Raw genomic sequence first — 18,020 nt, forward strand, 5'->3', positions numbered from 1 at the left:
CCGTTGAAAAAGGTTGCAAGGGCCCGGAAAAGGGTGGAACCTGTCCGGGCATGGTAAAATTCCGATGGGGTCATAACACAGCCGGCTGATGGCTGGAAACAATTTACGGAGAAACAATGAACAGGCAACGAAAAGAAGGGGGCGACTCGGTGCGTGCGTCCCTGTTCGAGGGCATCCCGGCCGAGCTTCCCGAAGAGCTCATGACAACCCTTGCATCGGGCAGCGGGGTCACCGTGGAGCGCATCGTCTCCAAGGGCCACGCTTCCCCGGACGGGTTCTGGTACGACCAGGAGACCCACGAGTGGGTGATGGTGGCCAAGGGCGAGGCGCGCCTCTGCTTTGAAGGCGAGGAGGAGATCCATCTCCGGGAAGGGGATCATCTCCTGATTCCGGCCCATGCCCGCCACCGGGTCACCTGGACTCCCGAGGACCGGGAGACCATCTGGGTGGCGGTGCATTTCAGCTGACAGGAACGCATGTATTGGCGGTTTATGACTATTCAGTTCGCCTTCTATGGTTAAAATGGGTGAAAAAAACAGGCCTCCAGGTTCGCAAATGCTCCGGGGCTAAAGCCCCTACACATTTGCTGACGGGCTCCGCCCGTAAATTATGGCTTCCTCCATGCATTCGCCATGGGGTTTCCAGGAACTCCCGGTGGCCCTGACGGGGACCAAGTTTTTGAAACGTTTGACAAACATGTTGCGCTTTTTTTGGGGCCTCATTACTGTTTTTGTCCCTGTTGTTGTCGTTTACCAAGGCACGTCTCTTCAGTCCCGCAGGGGCTGAAGAGACGTGCCTTGGCTACCGGAAAGTTTTTGCGGAGCTTTTTTCAAAAAGCGACCCGCCGGAGGCAACTGATTTTTTACATGCCGTTGGCCCTGGCCATTGGCCTTGACAGGATGGGTGTGTCTGCTTATTAAATGAATGTTCAATAAATAAGCAGGCGGCGCTGAAGGCACCGCAAAGGATGGGTATGACAGGACGGAAACGACAGAGTGCAGACGAGAGAAAACCGGCCATTTTAAAGGCGTTTTACGAGGTGATCGAGGCCGAGGGGTTTGAAAACGCCTCCGTGGCCAAGGTGGCCAAACAGGCCGGGGTCCATGCCAGCCTCATCATTCATTACTTTGGCTCCAAGGAGAAGATGGTGATGGCCCTGGTGGATGAGGTGTTGCGGACCTACGCGGCACTGTTTGCACGGCTCCCAGAAGGCGGGGACCCGAAAGAGCGCCTGGAGCGCCTCCTTTCGCTGATCTGGAGCCGGGAGTGGTACGAGGCGGCCAGTTTTTCCGTGGTGTTTTCGTTTCTGGCCCTGAGCCAGCGGGACGCCGAGGTGATGGAGCGGGTACGGAACCTCTACGGCAACTACCGGCGATACCTCACCAAGCAGATGGCCTGTTCCGGGAGCCGGGGTGATTCGGTTGATGGCCCGGCCACCACCGAGGCGCTGATCTCTCTGTCCGAGGGGTCCCATTACTTCTGCCAGTACCACCTCAAGGCCGGGACCTTCGATGCCCACTGCGCCCACATGATCCGATCGGCCAGGCTCCTTCTCGGGGCCACGTGAGGGAAAAGCAGCCTTCTATGGTTAAAGTCGGTTCAAAAAGCAGGCCTCCGGCGGCCAGGGGATGATCCCCTGGACCCCAGGTTGCGGATGTCCTCTCCCTTCGTTCCTCAGGGCGAGGACACCCGCCAAGGTTTTGGGGAATTTCGGCTAGACCTGTTTATCAACCTTTTTAAAAGGTTGGCCCCCGGAAGGGCCGCCGGAGGCGTTTTTAAAGCGTTAACCCTGCCGGTGCCATGGCACCGGCTGAAGAATATAACCAACGTGATGAATCTGTACTTGGAATTGGGAGAGAGAAAATGACAGAGACACAGTGGAAGTCCCTTGAGGGGGTGGATCGGGAGTGTTTTGCCTGTGGGACGGAGAACCCCCACGGCCTGAAGATGAGCTTTGAGTCCAACGGGGAGCAGCTTCGCTCCTTTCTGACGGTGAGGCCTCGGTTCAGGGGGTGGAGCAACCTGGTGCACGGGGGGATCCTCTCCACGTGACGCCAGACGACGAGCTGGACCGCCATCCACCTGACCGAGCGGTTCATTCTTACCAAGGGGATGAACGTGGCCTTTAAAAAGCCCGTGCGCGTGGGCACGCCCCTGGCACTGAGCGGCATCATCAAAGAGCGGCTCAGTGAGCGAAAAGCCCGGGTGGTGGCTGAGATCCGCGACGAAGAGGGGGACGTCTGCGCCTCGTCCGAAGGAGAATTTGTGCTGTTTACCAAGGAGGAGTTCGGGGCCATGGGCATCATGTCCAATGAGGAGCTGGAGACCATGGCAGCATCCATGGGATGATTAAGTGAAAGGAGAACACATGGCAGGCGAGTTGTTGATTCTGGCGGGCCACAGGGCCTATGAGCGGATCCGGGAGGAGGGGCTCTCCCCGGACGATATCTCCATGGTGGTGGGGGCATCCGGGGCGGCCAAGTGGCTGGTGCTGCATGGGCTGGAGTCGGCGATTTTCGGCCGGTGGTTTCACGGTCGAACAAAGCCCCTTCACCTGTTCGGGGCACCTCGATGGGTGTGTGGAGCGGGCCTGGCCGCCCGCACCGACCCGGAAGGGGCCTTTGACAGGCTGGCCCAGGCCTATATCCACCAGTATTACTCGGGCAAGGTGACGCCCCGGCAGGTGAGCGACGAGGCTCACCGCATCATGGACACCTGCCTGGGGCCGGGTAAGGCCGAGGAGATCCTGGCCCATCCCTATTGCAGGCTGCATCTCTCCACGGTGCGCTGCCGAGGGCCCCTCGCCTCGGACCACCCCCTGGCCATGATCGCAGGCATTGCTGGGGCCTGGGGGGCGAACCGGATCTCCCGTGAGCTGTTCCGGGCTCAGTGCCGTCCCACCTTGTTTTGATCGGGACGCGCCCCGCCGTTTTCGGAAAACGGTGAATTCACGGGCGGGGCCTCGGCCCTGACGCCGGAGAACCTTCGGCAGGCCCTTCTGGCCAGCGGTTCCATCCCCTACATCATGGAAGGGGTGCGGGACATTCCCGGAGGGCCCAAGGGCGTGTACCGGGACGGCGGGCTGTTCCACTATCACCCCGCCTTTGATTTTATGAACGGGGAAAAGGGCCTTGTGCTTTATCCCCACTTTTACAGCGACGTGACCCTGGGCTGGTTCGACAGGAACCGTCCCAGCCGCATGGCAGGGGGGGCTCTGTTGTCCGATGTGGTGCTTCTGGCGCCTTCGCCCTCCTTTGTGGCTTCCCTGCCCCTGGGGCGGATTCCGGACAGGCGTGACTTCAACCGTCTGGCGGGTCGGGACGACGAGCGCGTCTCCTTCTGGGAGACGAGCGTTTCCATGGGAAAGGTCTTGGGCGAGCAATTTCTGGAGGCATCTGCCTCCGGGCGTATTCGAGAGTTGGTAAGGAGGATTCCTTGACAGGCAGTGAGATAAAGAGGTTTGAGATCTCATTTCAGGTTCCCTCGTGGGACTGCGGTCCCACGGGGCGCATGGTTCCTGCGGCCATGCTGCGTTACTTTCAGGAGGGGGCCATGCGCCACTCGGATGCGGCCCACGGGGCCTTTGACCGGGTGGGCGAATTTGGCCTCTTCTGGGTCATGGCCGGCATGCGGGTAGAGTTCGAGACCCTTCCCATGCGAGGGGAGTCGGTGCACATCACCACCTGGCACGGCGGCAGGGGACCCCTTCTGTTCTATCGCGCTTTCAAAGCCGTGGGAGATGACGGAAGGCCCCTGGCCTCTGGCGTGAGCAGTTTTGCCCTGGTGAGCCTTGAGACCCGCAGGATGGTGAGGACCTCGGCCTTTCCCGTGAAGGTCCCTGTGTGTGAGCTGGGGGCCGAACACGAGGCCCTGGTGCCGGAACGGCTCGGGTCCATGGAGGTACCCGAGGAAGGACTGCACTGGCAGGCGGGCTTCCGGGACCTGGACATCAACGGGCATGTGAACAACGTGCGTTACGCCGAGTGGATTTTGGAGAGCGTGCCCCCGGAGGTGCTGATGAACGGCGCGCTGGCCCGCCTGGAGCTGGAGTTCAAGAGTGAGGTCCGGTTCGGGGAGAGGCTGCGGTCCGTGGGAGTGGGGGCGGAGACGCCCGGCCTGTTTGAGCACGCCGTGGTCAAAGAAGGCGATGTCCTTGCCTGCAGGGTGGTTCCGCCGCGTCCGGCAGCAACTTAACCCGGCGGCAGGGTGTCCTTCAGGTGGGGGAATTCCTGCACGGGAACCGGCGGTGACCAGAGGTAGCCCTGGGCCGAAGGGCAGCCGATGGATTCCAGATAGGCCCGCTGCCACTCCTCTTCCACCCCCTCGGCCACCACGTGGATGTCGAAGTGGGTGCCGATCTCCACGATGGTGGCAAGGAGAAACCGGCTTTTTTCGTCTTCGGGGACCAGGGCGGCGATAAAGGAACGGTCGATCTTCAGGGTGTCCACCGGCATGTTCCGAAGGTAGTTGAGGGAGGAGTAGCCGGTTCCGAAGTCGTCCAGGGCGATGGAGATGCCCATGGCCCGCAGCCGGTCCAGGGCGGCCACAGCCCCGGAGAGATTTTTCATGATGGCGGTTTCCGTCACCTCAAGTTCCAGCCACCCGGGCTCACAGCCCGTCTTTTTCAACATCTCCATCACCCTGTCCGGGAGCCTGTTGTCCCTGAAGTGCCACGCCGAGACATTGAGGGCAAGGCGCAGCGGGGGCTTGCCGGCCAGGGCCTCGCGCTCTTTGTTCCATATCGCCACCTGGGTGCACCCGGTTTCCAGCATCCACATATCCATGGGCACGATGAGGCCGTTGCGTTCGGCACAGGGGATGAACTCCGCCGGGGAACAGATCCCTTTCTGGGGATGGCACCACCGAATGAGCCCTTCCATGCCGAGGAGGGTGTGATCCACCATGTCGACCCGTGGCTGGATGTACATGGAAAACTCCTTTTTTTCCACGGCGGTGCGCAGGTCCTGTTCCATCTCAAAGCTTTGCCTGGCGTCCCGGTCCAGGCGGTGGGTAAAGAAGCTGTAGGTATCCCCCTGCTGTTTGGCGCGGTACATGGCAAGGTCGGCGTTCCGGATGAGCGTTTCTGCATCTTCCGCATCATCCGGGAATCGTGAGACCCCGATGCTCAGGGTGACGTGGAGTTGGGTGGCGCCGAGGGCAAAGGGCGCTCCGAAGGCGTCCTCCAGGCGGTAGAGGATGGCAAGGATGTCCTGGGTGCCCCGGATCTCTTCGGACAGGACGATGAATTCGTCGCCCCCCATGCGGGCCACGGTGTCGCTGGTGCGCATGGTGCTTACCAGCCGCTGGGCCACCAGGGTGAGGAGCTTGTCGCCGCAGGGGTGGCCCATGGTGTCGTTGACGCTTTTAAAACCGTCCAGGTCGATGAGGAACAGGGCGATGGGGCGCTGCTTGCGCCGGGCCACGTCCAGGGCGTGGGTGAGGGTCTCTTCAAAGAAGCGCCGGTTGGCAAGGCCCGTGAGGCTGTCGTAGAACGCCTGGCGGCGAAGCATCTCTTCTGCCTTTTGTGGCGATGTTCAGCTACCGTAGACGTGTTCCTCGGGTCCCCGGCAGGCGCATGATGCGGCTGCCGTGTGCGTCCCCCCGGCAGGTCGTGGAAGTAGGAAGAAACCACCACGTCGTCTTCAAAAAGCAGATGCCGTTTTTTTCTCCGACAGGTAGGCCTCGATCCTTTCGCGGCTTCGGTGTTGAGAAATTCAGACCAGTGCCGCCCCTGAAGCTCCAGGGGGCTTCCGGCTCCGGAGTACCGGAGGAACTCCCGGTTGAGCTTGGCGATGTGGCCGGTGGCCGAGAAGAGGACACTGGGGGTGGCGGAGTTGTGAAACAGGGTGCGGTAATGGGATTCGGAACGTTTGGCGTCTTCCAGGGCCGACTCCAGGGCCTGGATGTCCGTGAAGGTTTCGATGCGCAACGGTGTGCCGTGGTAACTGGTGGCAGTGGTGGCCCGAAGGACGTGGCGGGGCGAGTCCCCCCGGAGAATGCCTTTTTCCTGGTGAGGGCCTCCGGACCTGTGTTCTCCGCTTCCCGAGAGATGGAACAGCTCGTCGGCTCGGTGCCCCACCAGCTCCTCCCGGGTTTTTCCCGTCATCTTCTGCATGCAGGTGTTGGCCTCATGGATGGTGTCGGACCGGGCATCAATCATGAGGATCCCCACATTGAGGGCGGTGAGGATGTTCTGGTTGAGGTTCTCCTCTTCCACGATGCGCTTGAAGACCTCATTGATATCCATGGCCAGGGCCGAGAGTTCGTCGTTTCCACGTGGCTGGACGTTTTCTACCGGGGTCCTCGGTGCCGCCACAGGGGCCACCTGGTGGCGCAGGAAAAGGAGTCGTTTGAGCAGGGTCCGCTGGATGAGCAGGTATGTGAGAAGGCTCAGCATCAGGCCGGTAAAAAGGATGCCGCCTTCGGTGAGATTGACAAGGTTCCTGCCGGCAAGGGCGATGGTGGCGCTGCCCGTCAGGGTCAGTGTTACGGCGTCCCGGCCCGTATTGCCGGGGAGAGAGCCGGTGCAGAAGTAGTGGGACCGGTTGTCCGTAAAGGCGAACCGGATGGTGGCCGACGCCGTGGAGGCCGGGCGCGCGGCAACGGTGATTCTGGTGTCCGGTTCGGGAAAAAGGTCGGCAAAGAAGGTGTCGCTGAGCTTCTGCACCATGATGAGCCAGCCACGGGATGGGCCGGTTTCATCGCTTCGAAGGATCGGGGTGCCAGCGATGAATGGAAGTGGTTTCTCAAACGCAAACCGGGGGCAGTGTGGCGTCCGCCCTCAGGCCCCTGAGTTCCCGGAGCAGGGCGCCGATGGTTCGGGTCAGAAATGGTGGCGGGGGCGCCATGGTTTGTGCTGAGTGATCGTAAAAGCCTTCCCACCGCGGTTCGCCTTCAAGGGGAAAAAAACCGATGTAGCACAGGCTGGCGTCCACATACGTGTCTGCCACCAGATTGCTCTCCATGAACCACGGGGCCTGGTGGTCCATAAAGGCGTAGGTGTCGTTCCAGGAACCCCAGTCCCTGGTGAGCATGTGCAGGTTGTTTCGGCTGTTGTCCAACAGACGAAAAACAAAGCTGAGGCGGCTACGCGCCCTGTGCTCTTCAAGGGTGCTGAAGCGGGTTGTGATGGTGCGATCGGCAAGCTGGTAAAAGAGGCCGATGGAGATCACCACTGCGATGAGAATCGAGAGAATTGTTTTCTGGCGAATACCCATGGGGCCCCTTGTGATTTATCCCGGGTAAGGGACGGCGCAGGCTGAACCCGGGAAGGCCGAGTGGATGTGCCGATATGGCCTCGACCCCGACGTGCGTGGCGGTGAGATCGCTGCGCCCAAAAAAGGACACGGCGCAAGCGACCTGTGTGCAGACATGTTGTTGGTGGAGATGGCATTTATTTTAGCCTGAACCGCAACACGGGTCAAAGGGAAACGCGGGGGCGAATGGGCCGGGGATGATTGGTGATTTTAATGGCGATCCGGCTGGCATACGGGTGTTTTTTTTGAGAGAAACGGGCGAAATACATCTCTATGAGCAGAGGATGGGCCTTGCTAAGGAGCGGTGTTGCAGGTACCCTGAATCTATTTCATATGTGTAATGAGTAGATGTAGCAACATCATCATATCGTATCAATCTGCGGACTCCGGCAAAAAGGGGGGAGCCGCCATGACGCAACGGGGGGGAAGGCATGACCATGTGGATGGATAAGGGCATCACGCGTTTTTCAGAACAGGCAGCCAGGTTGTGGGCCGATGGGGAGGGGCTTGGGGACGAGGTCCTGTTCGGCCGCCTCTGGGAACTTGCGGCCGGGGCCGGATTGTGCCGTGTGGGCATCCCCGAGGCCTACGGTGGAAGGGGTGGGGCCGGGCCGGAGATTTCCGAGATGGTACGGCGGCTCACCCTGGCCACGGGGAACCTGGGGCTTCCCCTTGCCCTGATGATTTCCCAGCTGGTGGCCCATTTTATGCTGGGGGCCCTGGGCAGCGACTCCCAGAAAGCAGCCTGGCTTCCTCCCATGGCTGAAGGTCGCTTCCCTTCGGCCTTTGCTGTGTCCGAACCCAAGGTGGGGGCCCATCCGGGTAAGCTCACCACCTACGCCGAGAGAGTCGACGATGGGTGGCGTCTCACCGGCATGAAATCGTACATCTCCAATGGGCCCCTGGCTGGCCTTGCGGTGATGGTTGCCGTGGTCGGGGAGGAGAAGGGGCGAAAGCAGTTCAGTGCTTTTCTGCTGGACGGTGACACGCCGGGTGTGGAGCGCTCCGATGCCATGGCCCTGCCTTTTCTGCGGCCCTCCCTTCACGGGAATATCCGCCTCGACGGGGTGGCCCTGGGCGCGGGCTCGGTGCTGGGCAACCCGGGAAACGCCTACCGTGAGCTTGTGCTTCCCTTCAGGCGCTTCGAAGATGCCATGATGACTGGCGTGGACAGTGCCTCGTGGTTTGCGTCAGGTGCCATGCTGTGGTGATGTTTGACGATGCGGTCTGTTAGAGTGCCGAAATGGAGTCCGATGCCACGGCTCTCTAGGGATTGCGCGGTGAGCCGTGGCCGCGACGGCGGGCTGAGGTCGCCCGCTCTGCCGCAGCGCGTACCACGGCCCTTCTCATCATTTCCGGCAGGTGGCGGCTGTTGCCAGGCCTGGTGATGTCCCTTGAGGAGGCCGGGCGGCCTTTACCCGGCAAGTCGTGCCGTCATCTCCGGTCACCTGCGACATCGGGAATTGCCGCAAACATCGCCAGGGCAAAACAGGTCAAGCTCGGCAGGGCCTGCCTCACTGGAGAGGCGGAACCCTATTTTTAAATGAATCATTGAATAAAAAGTTCATTGATCTATAATTGACCGGGTAGAAAGTATATTTGAACGCTCCGACAGGGAGACGCATGCCTGTGTCACGGTGACGGGCTGAAAGGCGTCGGCTTTTTTAATTGCTTGACCTGGTCTATGCTTGAAGTGTAAACAATGATAACTTAGCGGGAACATGGTTAATGACAGGGCAGGTTTCGCTCGGAGGGCCGGGGGCGACCGCAGCGAGAAGCGCCCTGAATGGACGTCATCAAACATGCAAGGAGAGGTTTTTTTAATCACAGGGGGGAGCATGGAACTCAACGCACATAGCGTGCTCACGGAACATGACGTGGCAGCCAAGCGTCTTGCCGAACTGGGCAACGGAACACGTCTTGCCATCATTCGGTATCTTGTCAACGAAGGGCCGGAAGGCGTGCCGGTGGGGCAGGTTCAGAAAGCCCTGGGAGTACCGCCTTCGACCTTGTCCCACCACATTGCACGCCTCATATCTGCAGGCCTTCTGCGCCAGGAGCGGAACAGCCGCACCCTGTATTGCCATGCCGAGGTGTCGGCCATTGACTCCCTGGCTTCGTATATCCGCTCCGCCTGCCTGAGCCCGGAAGCCGTATAAACGAGTCGGTGGATACCCGTTATGTCCATGGTGTAGCCGGGGCTCGGTACGATGATCACGTCTCTGTCCCCCCCTTATCCCTTTCAAGGACCCACCATCCAGGATGTTGCCCAATGGCCCTTCTGCCATGGCCCGCTACCGTTCCGTGTTGACAGACGGTTGGGCATGGGAGACTTGGCATCTCTGCCGCTGGATAGCGTTCGTCACAACCCGGGGGCTGCGGCCGCCCCTGTCCTTGTCATGAACCTGCCGACACGATATGATTAAACGATCAATCCGTTTTTTCGTCGCGATATGTCGTATCGTGTAACGAAATCATTGAATCGTCCACCGGAATACGCAGGGTGGGGTCATCCGTGAGGGGGAGGTGTTGTGAAACGATTCACAGACAGCCGCGTGTTCATTGCAGGGGTCTCTTTGCTGTGTTTTTTGCTTCTTGCAGGGGGCAGCGAGTGCCTGGTTTACCTTGGAAAGGATCGCTGGCAGGCCCGGGAACGGGAGGCCTTGATCAAGGAGGCCGGCCGGGTTCGAACCCTTCTGGAGTCTGAGATCAACACCACCCTGAACCTGAACCTGGGGCTGGTGATCTACGTGGCCACCAACCCGGAGGTGCAGCCCGAGACCTTTGAGGTCATTGCCCGTCGCCTGATCCGAAGGACCCCCCATATCCGCAATCTCGGCCTGGCCAGGGACAACGTCATCACCCACATCTACCCCCTGGAGGGGAACGAAGCGGCTTTGGGCTTTCGTTACAGGGAGAGCGCGGCCCAGTGGCCCATGGTGGAGCGGGCCATAGACACCCGGCGGACCGTGGTGGCAGGTCCCGTGGAACTGGTGCAGGGGGGGCGGGCCATCATCAGCAGGAGCCCCATTTATCTCACCGACGGGGACAACTCGTATTGGGGAATCTCCAGCATGGTGATGGATGTGGACTCCCTTTATGCGGCCAGCGGGCTCATGGATGCCGGTTCCCTGGTGTATGCCCTGAGGGGAAAAGACGGCATGGGCGCCCAGGGAAAGGTGTTTTACGGGGACCCGGCCCTGTTTGAACGCAGTGACGCGGTCCAGCTTCCCATTTCTCTTCCGGTGGGGACATGGCTCCTGGCGGCGGCGCCTTACCGGGGCGCCGTTGTCTACAAAGCCGAGGGATTCCTCCGTGCCTCCGGGCTTGGGCTCTCCCTGGTCATCACGGCCATGTTGTACGCCCTTCTCTCCTCCCTTTCCAGGATCCGTTACCTGGCCCACCACGACCCCATTACCGGGTTGCCCAATATCCGGTATTTCGAGGCCTACATCAAGCAGCTGATCACCGTCAATCTGTACAAGGATGAACCCTTTGCCCTTTTCTATATCGACCTGGACCGCTTCAAGCCCATCAACGAAGCTTACGGCCACAAGGCGGGAGATCGGGTCATGAGGGATGCGGCGGAGCGGCTTAAGGAGGTGGCTTCGGACGAGGCGCTGGTATGCCGCATGGCGGGCGATGAATTCGTGGTGGTGGTTGAGACGGTTCGAACGCGTGAGCAGGCCAATGCAAAAGCAGATGAATTGACGGAAAGCCTGGTGAGGCCCTACACCCTTGCGGGCAGAGGGGATGTCTCCATTGACGCGCGGGTAGGGGTGAGCCTCTTCCCGTCCCAGGGCGTGACCTCGGAGATTCTCATCCGGGAAGCGGATCTGGACCTCTCCTTGAGAAAAGGGGAGCCCTTCCTTGCCACCGAGGGACAGACCGAGGCCTGATCTGCCCCTTTTTCCCCTATGACTGCGTACCGTCCCGGTAGGCGATGACCTCAATGGTCTCCCGGGTAATCATCCCTTTGACCAGAACGGACTCCAGATCCGTAAGAAAATCCTCAATGCGATGGGGGCGATCCACGATCTCCACCACCACGGGCAGGTCCTCGGAGAGACGCAGGATTTTGTCCGTGTGGATGCAGCTGCTCGCCCCGAAGCCCATATGGCCGCGAAAGACCGTGGCGCCTGCCATTTTTTTCCGCCTGGCCTCTTCGACAATCCACTGGTACAGGGGCGACCCCATGTGGCGGGCCTGGTCTCCGATGTAAACTCTCAGACGCTGTGCTTCCTCTTGAATGGGCATGGTACCTCCTGAAGTAACGGTTCCGGTTGATCAGATCAGGCGGGCCAGGGCGGCACCTGCGGCAAACAGGGCGAGGCCTGCTCCCACCTGAAAGACGATGTTTCCCATGGCCACCCACCATTGGGCTCCCACGGCCAGCTGGCCGGTCTCCGAAATAAAGGTGGAAAAGGTGGTGAAAGCCCCCATGAATCCGGTGAGGATAATGGTACGGGTTTCGGCACCGATGACCATACGGTCGGCCCCCAGTGTCCAGATCAGTCCGAAGAGGAAACATCCGATGATTCCTCGCCATCATCCAGGGAAACCCGCCTCCGGCGAGGCGTTGAACCAGGCCTGCCAGCCCGTATCTGGACAGGGTGCCCAGGGAACCGGCCGCAGCAATGCAGAGAAGTTTCTGATAGAGGATCATGGTGTGGAATCTCCCAGTGATGCCCGGCAGGGTCTGCCAGGATTTTTACGCATAAAAAAACCCGCAGTCGGCGGGTCTGTCTGGTGGCTGGATGCCCCCGGACAGACACAAAAGTACCGTCGGCAGGAGTCATCAGCCCAAGGGCAGTTTGTTCCGGTGCAAGGTCGCCGGATGCTGGGGAACTCCATCCCCGTGAAGATGTCCTAACCTTACTGGAAGGGGGGCGGTTCGTCAAGGCGGACGGCGGGGGGTGGCAAGGCCCGAAGGGCCACTTAATGGGAAATAGGCGGGGCATTTTGCAAGGCATGAAGGCCCCTTGGAGTCGCTGAGGCGCGTTGTTTTTCGGCGGCTTTTTTTTGTGGGGTTACTGTATAAATCCCTAAAAAATATTGACAATCAGAAGCTCTGGCGGTAAAAGCTCAATCCATATGCATTGGTTCTATATTATGTTAATGTATATCAACCAAGTATACTTAGCGGGAGAGAGGTGGCACAGCCGAGTCGCAGCGGCGTGCGAAACCATAACGCAGAGGAAGCTATGAAAAAGATTGTCATTCTTGGTTCCGGAGCCGGTGGAACCATGGCCGCCGCCCATCTGAGAAAACAGCTCAGCGTCGACGAATGGCGCATCACCATTGTCGACAACGATGAAGAGCACCACTACCAGCCCGGTTGGCTGTTTATTCCCTTTGGCATCTACACCCGTGACGATTGCGTGAAACCGAAGCGGGACTTCATTCCCAAAGGGGTGGAGTTCCTTCTGGACGAGGTGGTGGGGATCAATCCGGACCAGAACTACGCGGAAACCAAAGCCAACGGAAAGCTCCCTTATGATATCCTCATCGTTGCCACCGGGTGCGATATCGCACCGGATGAAGTGGAAGGCCTGGAAGAGTGGAAGGCCGACCCGGAAGGCAACGAGCACACCATCTTCAGCCTCTCAGGGGCCCTGGCCCTTGCCAAGCGCCTGAAGCGCTTTGAAAAGGGCAAGCTGGTGTTCAACATCGCGGAGATGCCCCACAAGTGCCCGGTGGTCCCCATGGAGTTTGTTTTCCTTGCGGACTGGTACTTCAGGGAGAACGGGGTGCGCGACGACGTGCAGATCGAACTGGTTACCCCCAACACCGGCATTTTCACCAAGCCCATTGCCACCAAGGTGCTCTCCAAGACCGCCGAGGAGAAGAACATCCTGGTCAAGCCCAACTTCGACCTGGCCGAGGTGGACACCGCAGGCAAGCGCCTGATCTCTCCCTCGGGTGAGACGGCCGATTACGACCTCATGGTCTCCACCATGCCCAACCTGGGGGCGGATTTCATCGACGAGTCCGGCCTGGGAGACGGCATGGGGTACCTCATGACCGATCACCATACCCTCAAGTCCGTGAAGTACGACAACATCTATGCCGTGGGGGATGTCTCCAACGTGCCCACCTCCAAGGCGGGGTCCGTGGCCCATTACCAGGCGGAGCTGGTCACCGAGAATATCCTGCGGGAGATTGAGGGGTTGGAGCCCAAGGCCTCCTTTGACGGCCACTCCACCTGCTTTATCGTCTCGGGTTACGACAAGGCCTTTCTCTTTGACTTCAACTACAAGACCGAGCCCCTTCCCGGCAAGTACCCCTTCCCGGCCCTGGGACCCTTCGACCTTGTGGGAGAGTCCCACATGAACTACTGGGGCAAGATGATGTTCAAGTGGGTGTACTGGAACCTGCTTCTCACCGGTAAAGAGTTGCCCCTGGAGCCCCAGATGTCCATGGCAGGCAAGTTTTGGCCCGCATTCGCCAAGTAGGAGGGGCCACATGACCAACGAGGAACTGATACTACAGAAACTTGAAAAGCTCGATCGCCTGGAAGAACAGCTGGCCCCCATCATCCAGGGCCACAAGGCCCGCACCGAGCTCATGGCGGACCTGGCTCCCCTGGGGCGTCAGGCCGCCGACCTGGTGACCCGGGGCCTTCAGGAGGTGGAAACCAGCGTTCAACTCGACGATGTGCTGGAGTTGCTCACCATGGTGGCGCGCAACACGCGCAACTTTTCCTATGCCCTGCGCCAGTTCGAGAGCCTCCTGGACTTCATGAAGGACATGGCGCCGCTGATGAAATCCACGGTGCCCAAGCTCGTCACGTATCTGGATACCCTGGATCAGCGGGGTGTGTTCCGGGTTCTGAAGATCTGGATGGTGGATTTCAGGGAGAAGATCGCCGCCAACTACGGCCCGGAGGAGTCCGAAGAGATCATCGACGGCATCGTGGCCTTCATTGGCCTTGCCAGGACCCTCTCCGATCCGAAGGCTGTTGAATTCCTGAGGCGCGCCGCAGCCCTCCCCGGCCTGGTGGACCTGGACAACGCTCCCAAGGTGGGACCGGCCGGTCTTGCCGTGGCAAGCTTCAGCGACGAGATGAAAGAGGGACTCGGGGTGGTGGTGGAACTCACCAAGGCCCTGGGGAAACTCAAGGATAGCGAAGACGAAAGCGAGTAAGCTTTCTCATCGGCGGGATAAGAACAGGGCGGTCCATTCAGGGCCGCCCTTTTTTAACTGTGGGGATCCATGAGGTCGGAGATGGTGACCTGGTCGAGGTTGGCGTACAGAGCCTCGGTGGCCTCTTTCCATGCCTGGCGGAACCTGCAGCTGGGAGCCTTGATGCAGGTCTCCGGCGAGCTGATGCACTCCACAAGCTCGTCCTGCCCTTCAAAGAGGCGCACCACGCGGCCCAGGCTGATCTCCTCCGGGGGGACGTTGAGCACATGGCCGCCCTTGGGCCCTCGCACGCTCCGCACAATACCGGCCAGCCGCAACAGGCGAATCAACTGCTCCAGGTATTTCATGGGAATGTCCTGACGGCGTGCGATTTCACTGACCTGAAGGGGAACTTGCGTGGCATGGTGCCGGGCAAGCTCAACGAGGATGCGGGCACCGTAACGACTTTTCGTGGAGAGTTTCATGGGGATCCTTGGATGTGACGATTCATATCAACAAAGTCAAGTTAATGGAGTTCCCGCAGACGTGTCAATGTTTTTATGGGGCCCCGGTTTCCATGGGCCGGCCCCTGGGCAACAGGAGGAAAAAGATGCCGGACGCTTACCTCGTAGAGATTCACAGATTTCTCGCCGAGAAAAAAAAGGAAGCCATAAAAGGCCTGGAAGGGGCGGACGACGCGCTGACGCGGGCCTTCTACAGGGGCATGCTCAATGAAGTGGCGGCCATGACGGCCCACGTTACGGAGAGATACAACATGGCATTCCGTGATTACGGGGAGGCCGTGTAATGAGCCATACCCATCTGATCGAACTCTACAGCTACATCGACGAAAGGCGCAGCAACGCAGAGACCCTGCGCACGGAGGCCGGGTCCTCCGATGCCGACCGTGAAGCGGCCCGGGGGGCAGAGACCTTCCTTGCCGATGCCGCGGCGTTTCTTTCGTCCCGCTACCACGGCAAGCTCCCCAAGCGGCTTCGCGCCAGGCACCTTCCCCGGTAACTGTTGACGTTCCCGGCAATTGTGCCTTTTTGGTCCCTTTTATCTGTGATATGAAACATGGTTTTTAAGTTATAGATATGCAGAAGGAGAGGGGAGAGCCCATGCTCGGTACGATTGTCAACGCATGCGCCATTGTGGCAGGGAGCCTTACAGGCCTGGTGTTCAAAGGCGGCATCGCCGAAAAATACAAGGAGACGGTGATCCATGCCGTGGCCCTGGCCGTGGTCCTTGTGGGGCTTAAGGCCGCCTTTGCCTCCGAGGCCCTCCTCGTGGTGATTCTCTCGCTGGTCATTGGCGCCCTCATGGGCGAGTGGATGGATATCGAAGGCCGTCTCCAAAGGCTCGGGGAGTGGCTGGAGACAAAGGTTCCCGGTGGCGAAGGGTCCCTTGCCAAAGGATTTGTCACAGCCAGCCTGGTCTTCTGCGTGGGCTCCATGGCCATTGTGGGAGCCCTTGAGAGCGGGCTCACCGGCAACCATCAGACCCTCTACGCCAAGGCCATTTTAGACGGCATCATCTCCGTGATCTTCACCACCACCATGGGCATCGGCGTGATCTTCTCCGCCGTGGCCGTCTTCATCTACCAGGGAAGCATTACCCTCACCGCCACGGTCATGAAGCAGTTTCTTACCCCTGAGGTGGTGGCCCAGATGACCTCCGTGGGCGGCCTTCTCATCCTCACCATCGGCCTCAACATGCTTAACGTCACCAAGATCCGTGTGGGCAACATGCTCCCTGCCATCTTCCTGCCCCTGATCTGGTTCATCGCCAGGGGCGCCTTGCCTCTCTTTTCTTTTTAAATCATGCCTCCGGCGGGTCGCTTTTTGAAAAAAGCTCCGCAAAAACGTTCCAGTTGCCTCGTCTTCCGGCACCCAGGGCCGGAAGACGAGGCCGGTTTACATGATTCGTGAAACCTGTTTGTCTAACTTTTCAAAAAAGTTGGCCCCCGGCAGGGCTGCCGGAGGCACGTTTTTTAGCCCTTGATCCCCCTGGGGCTCTCTTTCAAAAATGCCTGGAGTTTTCTTCCCGCCTTTTTGCCGGGCTCCACGCCCGAGGGACCGGCGATGCAGCCACCTTCACATCCCATGATCTCCACAAAATTGCCCGGGCATTTCTTTGCATAGGATTTCAGTTTTTTCACCGACCGCTTGTCCAGGCCGTTGACGGCCACAGGCTCTATGGCAGCGCGTTCCCCGATATAGGCCTTGATGCCCTCGGTGACGCCGCCGGAGACGGGAAAGCCGCGGCCCTCGGCCAGGCCTGCCAGGTCAAAGTCGGTGTCCTCGCACTGGAGGATCTCGATGTTGCGCGCGGCCAGCAGGGCTCTTAGTTCCCGGAAGGTGAGGACGTGGTCCACAAAGGGATCGTCCGAGGCCTCTTTGCGTTTGGCCACGCAGGGGCCGATGAAGACGGTGACGTCGTCGGGGGCCTCTTCCTTGGCGGTCTGGGCCGTGTAGTGCATGGGGGTTCGGGTGTCCGAGACAAAGGGCTTGAGTTCGGGCAGGTGTTTTTCCACGCACTCGGTGTAGGCGGGGCAGCAGGAGGAGGTCATGAAGGGCGCGCCCTCTTCCATGCGTTCCACAAACTCGTCGGCCTCAAAGGCAGCGGTCTTGTCGGCTCCTGAGGCCACCTCAAAGACATGGGAGAAACCGGCGGCCTTCAGGGCGCCCACGAGCTGTCCCATGGTGGAAGGGGTCTCCCCAACGATGGCCGGGGCCACCAGGGCGGTGACGCGTTTGCCCTCGGCCATCTCGCGGGTGACGTCCACCAGCTGGGAACGTTCCAGGATGGCGTTGAAGGGGCAGGCGGCCAGGCATTTTCCGCAGAAGATGCACTTGTCGTAGTCGATGGTCTCCTTGCTGTTGCTCATCTTGGAGATGGCCCCGGTGGGGCAGGACTCCTCGCAGGGGATGGGGATGCGCACGATGGCGTGATAAGGGCAGACATCCATGCACTTGCCGCACTGGACGCATCGGTCCGGGTCGATGATGGACTTGCCGTTGACGAGTTTTACGGCACCCTTGGGGCAGACATCCACGCAGGCATGGGTGAGGCACCCACGGCAGGCGTTGGTGGCCTCGTAGCGGGTTCGCACGCAGCCGTTGCAGGCTTCGTCGATAACCGTCAGCACGGGGTTGGGGGCGGACTGGCGGGAGAGGCTTAACTCCGCGTATCGGGAGAGAGGCACCATCTCGTCTTCTTCCTCTTCGATGCCGAAGCCCAGAAGGGCCATGAGCCGGTACTTCAGAATGGCGCGGTCCCTGTAGACACAGCACCGGGAGTGGTCTCCGTCCCGGGGGCGCATCTCAACGGGGATGCGGTTGACGGTGTCTGAAAAGTCCTGGGAATCAAAGGCCCGGATGAGGCGGACCATGAGCTCAAAGTGGGTGGTGTCACTGTAATTCTTGAAAAACACGGGCGGTTCCTTGGGTTTTGGGTCTGTCTGTGATGCATGTGGCGTAACGCCGTATACGTGCATCCATTGCCCTGTATGTAGCACAGGCTTCTAAGGAAACATGTCGCCTCGGGGACAGGACGCACAAGAAAGCCGCACTCCACACTCTGGCCCGACGGCCGTGGAAGAGGCTTGTGAACATCATAAAAAATCAAAGCGGTTGT

At 59.9% G+C, this 18,020-nt stretch carries 21 protein-coding genes, 1 pseudogene and 1 riboswitch; of the genes and pseudogenes, 15 read left to right on the forward strand and 7 right to left on the reverse strand.

Annotated features, from left to right (window positions below; translation table 11 throughout):
- The first annotated feature begins 116 nt into the window (after positions 1–116).
- The 7 genes from ACOYW1_RS01780 to ACOYW1_RS01810 all read left to right on the forward strand — a co-directional run bounded on the left by ACOYW1_RS01780 (position 117) and on the right by ACOYW1_RS01810 (position 4,194).
- A complete protein-coding gene (locus ACOYW1_RS01780) occupies positions 117–467 on the forward strand; it encodes a cupin domain-containing protein (protein WP_482414946.1) in 351 nt (116 codons plus the stop codon).
- A 506-nt stretch (positions 468–973) separates the two neighbouring features.
- Positions 974–1,567 (forward strand): TetR/AcrR family transcriptional regulator, encoded by a 594-nt coding sequence (locus ACOYW1_RS01785; RefSeq protein ID WP_482421439.1) that lies wholly within the window; start codon positions 974–976, stop codon positions 1,565–1,567.
- Positions 1,568–1,863: 296 nt separating this feature from the next.
- Positions 1,864–2,052, forward strand: coding sequence for a hypothetical protein (locus ACOYW1_RS01790; RefSeq protein WP_482421440.1), 189 nt, complete (start codon positions 1,864–1,866; stop codon positions 2,050–2,052).
- Positions 2,053–2,118: 66 nt separating this feature from the next.
- Positions 2,119–2,349, forward strand: a complete 231-nt coding sequence (locus tag ACOYW1_RS01795; RefSeq protein WP_482421441.1) for a hypothetical protein — start codon at positions 2,119–2,121, stop codon at positions 2,347–2,349.
- A gap of 19 nt (positions 2,350–2,368) precedes the next feature.
- Positions 2,369–2,911, forward strand: a complete 543-nt coding sequence (locus tag ACOYW1_RS01800) for a hypothetical protein (RefSeq protein WP_482421442.1) — start codon at positions 2,369–2,371, stop codon at positions 2,909–2,911.
- A 123-nt stretch (positions 2,912–3,034) separates the two neighbouring features.
- Positions 3,035–3,439, forward strand: a complete 405-nt coding sequence (locus ACOYW1_RS01805) for a hypothetical protein (protein WP_482421443.1) — start codon at positions 3,035–3,037, stop codon at positions 3,437–3,439.
- Positions 3,436–4,194 carry an acyl-[acyl-carrier-protein] thioesterase gene (locus ACOYW1_RS01810; protein ID WP_482421444.1) on the forward strand — a complete coding sequence of 253 codons (759 nt, stop codon included), beginning with the start codon at positions 3,436–3,438 and terminating at the stop codon, positions 4,192–4,194. The genes ACOYW1_RS01805 and ACOYW1_RS01810 overlap by 4 nt, the downstream gene beginning before the upstream one ends.
- Here ACOYW1_RS01810 and ACOYW1_RS01815 read toward each other — a convergent pair.
- From ACOYW1_RS01815 to ACOYW1_RS01825, 3 genes and pseudogenes are all read right to left on the reverse strand, one after another.
- On the reverse strand, positions 4,191–5,510 hold the full coding sequence (locus tag ACOYW1_RS01815) for a putative bifunctional diguanylate cyclase/phosphodiesterase (protein ID WP_482421445.1): 1,320 nt from the start codon (positions 5,508–5,510) through the stop codon (positions 4,191–4,193). The two genes, ACOYW1_RS01810 and ACOYW1_RS01815, sit on opposite strands and share 4 nt — an antisense overlap.
- Positions 5,511–5,710: 200 nt before the next feature.
- A pseudogene (locus ACOYW1_RS01820) lies at positions 5,711–6,670 on the reverse strand (PAS domain S-box protein); the annotation flags it as partial.
- Positions 6,671–6,746: 76 nt separating this feature from the next.
- Positions 6,747–7,217 carry a CHASE4 domain-containing protein gene (locus tag ACOYW1_RS01825; RefSeq protein ID WP_482421446.1) on the reverse strand — a complete coding sequence of 157 codons (471 nt, stop codon included), beginning with the start codon at positions 7,215–7,217 and terminating at the stop codon, positions 6,747–6,749.
- 470 nt (positions 7,218–7,687) lie between these two features.
- Here ACOYW1_RS01825 and ACOYW1_RS01830 point away from each other — a divergent pair, with 470 nt between their 5' ends.
- The 3 genes from ACOYW1_RS01830 to ACOYW1_RS01840 all read left to right on the forward strand — a co-directional run bounded on the left by ACOYW1_RS01830 (position 7,688) and on the right by ACOYW1_RS01840 (position 11,155).
- Positions 7,688–8,467, forward strand: a complete 780-nt coding sequence (locus tag ACOYW1_RS01830) for an acyl-CoA dehydrogenase family protein (RefSeq protein ID WP_482421447.1) — start codon at positions 7,688–7,690, stop codon at positions 8,465–8,467.
- A gap of 627 nt (positions 8,468–9,094) precedes the next feature.
- Positions 9,095–9,415, forward strand: a complete 321-nt coding sequence (locus ACOYW1_RS01835; RefSeq protein ID WP_482414951.1) for an ArsR/SmtB family transcription factor — start codon at positions 9,095–9,097, stop codon at positions 9,413–9,415.
- 372 nt (positions 9,416–9,787) lie between these two features.
- Complete coding sequence (locus ACOYW1_RS01840; protein ID WP_482421448.1) at positions 9,788–11,155, forward strand: diguanylate cyclase domain-containing protein; 1,368 nt, start codon at positions 9,788–9,790, stop codon at positions 11,153–11,155.
- Positions 11,156–11,171: 16 nt separating this feature from the next.
- Here the strand turns inward: ACOYW1_RS01840 and ACOYW1_RS01845 are convergent, their stop codons facing one another.
- Both ACOYW1_RS01845 and ACOYW1_RS01850 read right to left on the reverse strand, forming a co-directional pair.
- Positions 11,172–11,513: a DUF190 domain-containing protein gene (locus ACOYW1_RS01845; RefSeq protein WP_482421449.1), complete on the reverse strand. Its 342-nt coding sequence runs from the start codon at positions 11,511–11,513 to the stop codon at positions 11,172–11,174.
- Between the two features lie 30 nt (positions 11,514–11,543).
- Positions 11,544–11,795 carry a fluoride efflux transporter FluC gene (locus ACOYW1_RS01850; protein ID WP_482423638.1) on the reverse strand — a complete coding sequence of 84 codons (252 nt, stop codon included), beginning with the start codon at positions 11,793–11,795 and terminating at the stop codon, positions 11,544–11,546.
- A gap of 243 nt (positions 11,796–12,038) precedes the next feature.
- Positions 12,039–12,123, reverse strand: a riboswitch (Fluoride riboswitch).
- A gap of 337 nt (positions 12,124–12,460) precedes the next feature.
- Here ACOYW1_RS01850 and sqr point away from each other — a divergent pair.
- Positions 12,461–13,711, forward strand: a complete 1,251-nt coding sequence (sqr, locus tag ACOYW1_RS01855) for a type III sulfide quinone reductase, selenoprotein subtype (protein ID WP_482414955.1) — start codon at positions 12,461–12,463, stop codon at positions 13,709–13,711.
- A gap of 10 nt (positions 13,712–13,721) precedes the next feature.
- A complete protein-coding gene (locus ACOYW1_RS01860) occupies positions 13,722–14,402 on the forward strand; it encodes a DUF1641 domain-containing protein (RefSeq protein ID WP_482414956.1) in 681 nt (226 codons plus the stop codon).
- A gap of 53 nt (positions 14,403–14,455) precedes the next feature.
- On the opposite strand, the gene ACOYW1_RS01865 is transcribed toward ACOYW1_RS01860, so the two are convergent.
- Complete coding sequence (locus ACOYW1_RS01865; protein WP_482414957.1) at positions 14,456–14,866, reverse strand: RrF2 family transcriptional regulator; 411 nt, start codon at positions 14,864–14,866, stop codon at positions 14,456–14,458.
- Between the two features lie 125 nt (positions 14,867–14,991).
- On the opposite strand from ACOYW1_RS01865, the gene ACOYW1_RS01870 reads away from it, so the two are divergent.
- The 3 genes from ACOYW1_RS01870 to ACOYW1_RS01880 all read left to right on the forward strand — a co-directional run bounded on the left by ACOYW1_RS01870 (position 14,992) and on the right by ACOYW1_RS01880 (position 16,201).
- Positions 14,992–15,189, forward strand: coding sequence for a hypothetical protein (locus tag ACOYW1_RS01870; protein ID WP_180136930.1), 198 nt, complete (start codon positions 14,992–14,994; stop codon positions 15,187–15,189).
- Positions 15,189–15,401, forward strand: a complete 213-nt coding sequence (locus ACOYW1_RS01875; protein WP_482421450.1) for a hypothetical protein — start codon at positions 15,189–15,191, stop codon at positions 15,399–15,401. The genes ACOYW1_RS01870 and ACOYW1_RS01875 overlap by 1 nt, the downstream gene beginning before the upstream one ends.
- A 101-nt stretch (positions 15,402–15,502) precedes the next feature.
- Complete coding sequence (locus ACOYW1_RS01880; protein ID WP_482414959.1) at positions 15,503–16,201, forward strand: DUF554 domain-containing protein; 699 nt, start codon at positions 15,503–15,505, stop codon at positions 16,199–16,201.
- 173 nt (positions 16,202–16,374) lie between these two features.
- Here the strand turns inward: ACOYW1_RS01880 and ACOYW1_RS01885 are convergent, their stop codons facing one another.
- Positions 16,375–17,817: a monomeric [FeFe] hydrogenase gene (locus ACOYW1_RS01885; RefSeq protein ID WP_482421451.1), complete on the reverse strand. Its 1,443-nt coding sequence runs from the start codon at positions 17,815–17,817 to the stop codon at positions 16,375–16,377.
- Between the last annotated feature and the right edge of the window lie 203 nt (positions 17,818–18,020).

Source organism: Desulfoluna sp. CYM3A (genome assembly GCF_056829965.1).

What these genes read in the sequence shown, in the direction of transcription:
- ACOYW1_RS01780 (WP_482414946.1), top strand. Translation starts at nt 117, where the DNA reads ATGAACAGGCAACGAAAAGAAGGGGGCGACTCGGTGCGTGCGTCCCTG.
- ACOYW1_RS01785 (WP_482421439.1), top strand. Translation starts at nt 974, where the DNA reads ATGACAGGACGGAAACGACAGAGTGCAGACGAGAGAAAACCGGCCATT.
- ACOYW1_RS01790 (WP_482421440.1), top strand. Translation starts at nt 1,864, where the DNA reads ATGACAGAGACACAGTGGAAGTCCCTTGAGGGGGTGGATCGGGAGTGT.
- ACOYW1_RS01800 (WP_482421442.1), top strand. Translation starts at nt 2,369, where the DNA reads ATGGCAGGCGAGTTGTTGATTCTGGCGGGCCACAGGGCCTATGAGCGG.
- ACOYW1_RS01815 (WP_482421445.1), bottom strand. Translation starts at nt 5,510, where the DNA reads ATGCTTCGCCGCCAGGCGTTCTACGACAGCCTCACGGGCCTTGCCAAC.
- ACOYW1_RS01825 (WP_482421446.1), bottom strand. Translation starts at nt 7,217, where the DNA reads ATGGGTATTCGCCAGAAAACAATTCTCTCGATTCTCATCGCAGTGGTG.
- ACOYW1_RS01830 (WP_482421447.1), top strand. Translation starts at nt 7,688, where the DNA reads ATGACCATGTGGATGGATAAGGGCATCACGCGTTTTTCAGAACAGGCA.
- ACOYW1_RS01835 (WP_482414951.1), top strand. Translation starts at nt 9,095, where the DNA reads ATGGAACTCAACGCACATAGCGTGCTCACGGAACATGACGTGGCAGCC.
- ACOYW1_RS01845 (WP_482421449.1), bottom strand. Translation starts at nt 11,513, where the DNA reads ATGCCCATTCAAGAGGAAGCACAGCGTCTGAGAGTTTACATCGGAGAC.
- sqr (WP_482414955.1), top strand. Translation starts at nt 12,461, where the DNA reads ATGAAAAAGATTGTCATTCTTGGTTCCGGAGCCGGTGGAACCATGGCC.
- ACOYW1_RS01860 (WP_482414956.1), top strand. Translation starts at nt 13,722, where the DNA reads ATGACCAACGAGGAACTGATACTACAGAAACTTGAAAAGCTCGATCGC.
- ACOYW1_RS01865 (WP_482414957.1), bottom strand. Translation starts at nt 14,866, where the DNA reads ATGAAACTCTCCACGAAAAGTCGTTACGGTGCCCGCATCCTCGTTGAG.
- ACOYW1_RS01870 (WP_180136930.1), top strand. Translation starts at nt 14,992, where the DNA reads ATGCCGGACGCTTACCTCGTAGAGATTCACAGATTTCTCGCCGAGAAA.
- ACOYW1_RS01875 (WP_482421450.1), top strand. Translation starts at nt 15,189, where the DNA reads ATGAGCCATACCCATCTGATCGAACTCTACAGCTACATCGACGAAAGG.
- ACOYW1_RS01880 (WP_482414959.1), top strand. Translation starts at nt 15,503, where the DNA reads ATGCTCGGTACGATTGTCAACGCATGCGCCATTGTGGCAGGGAGCCTT.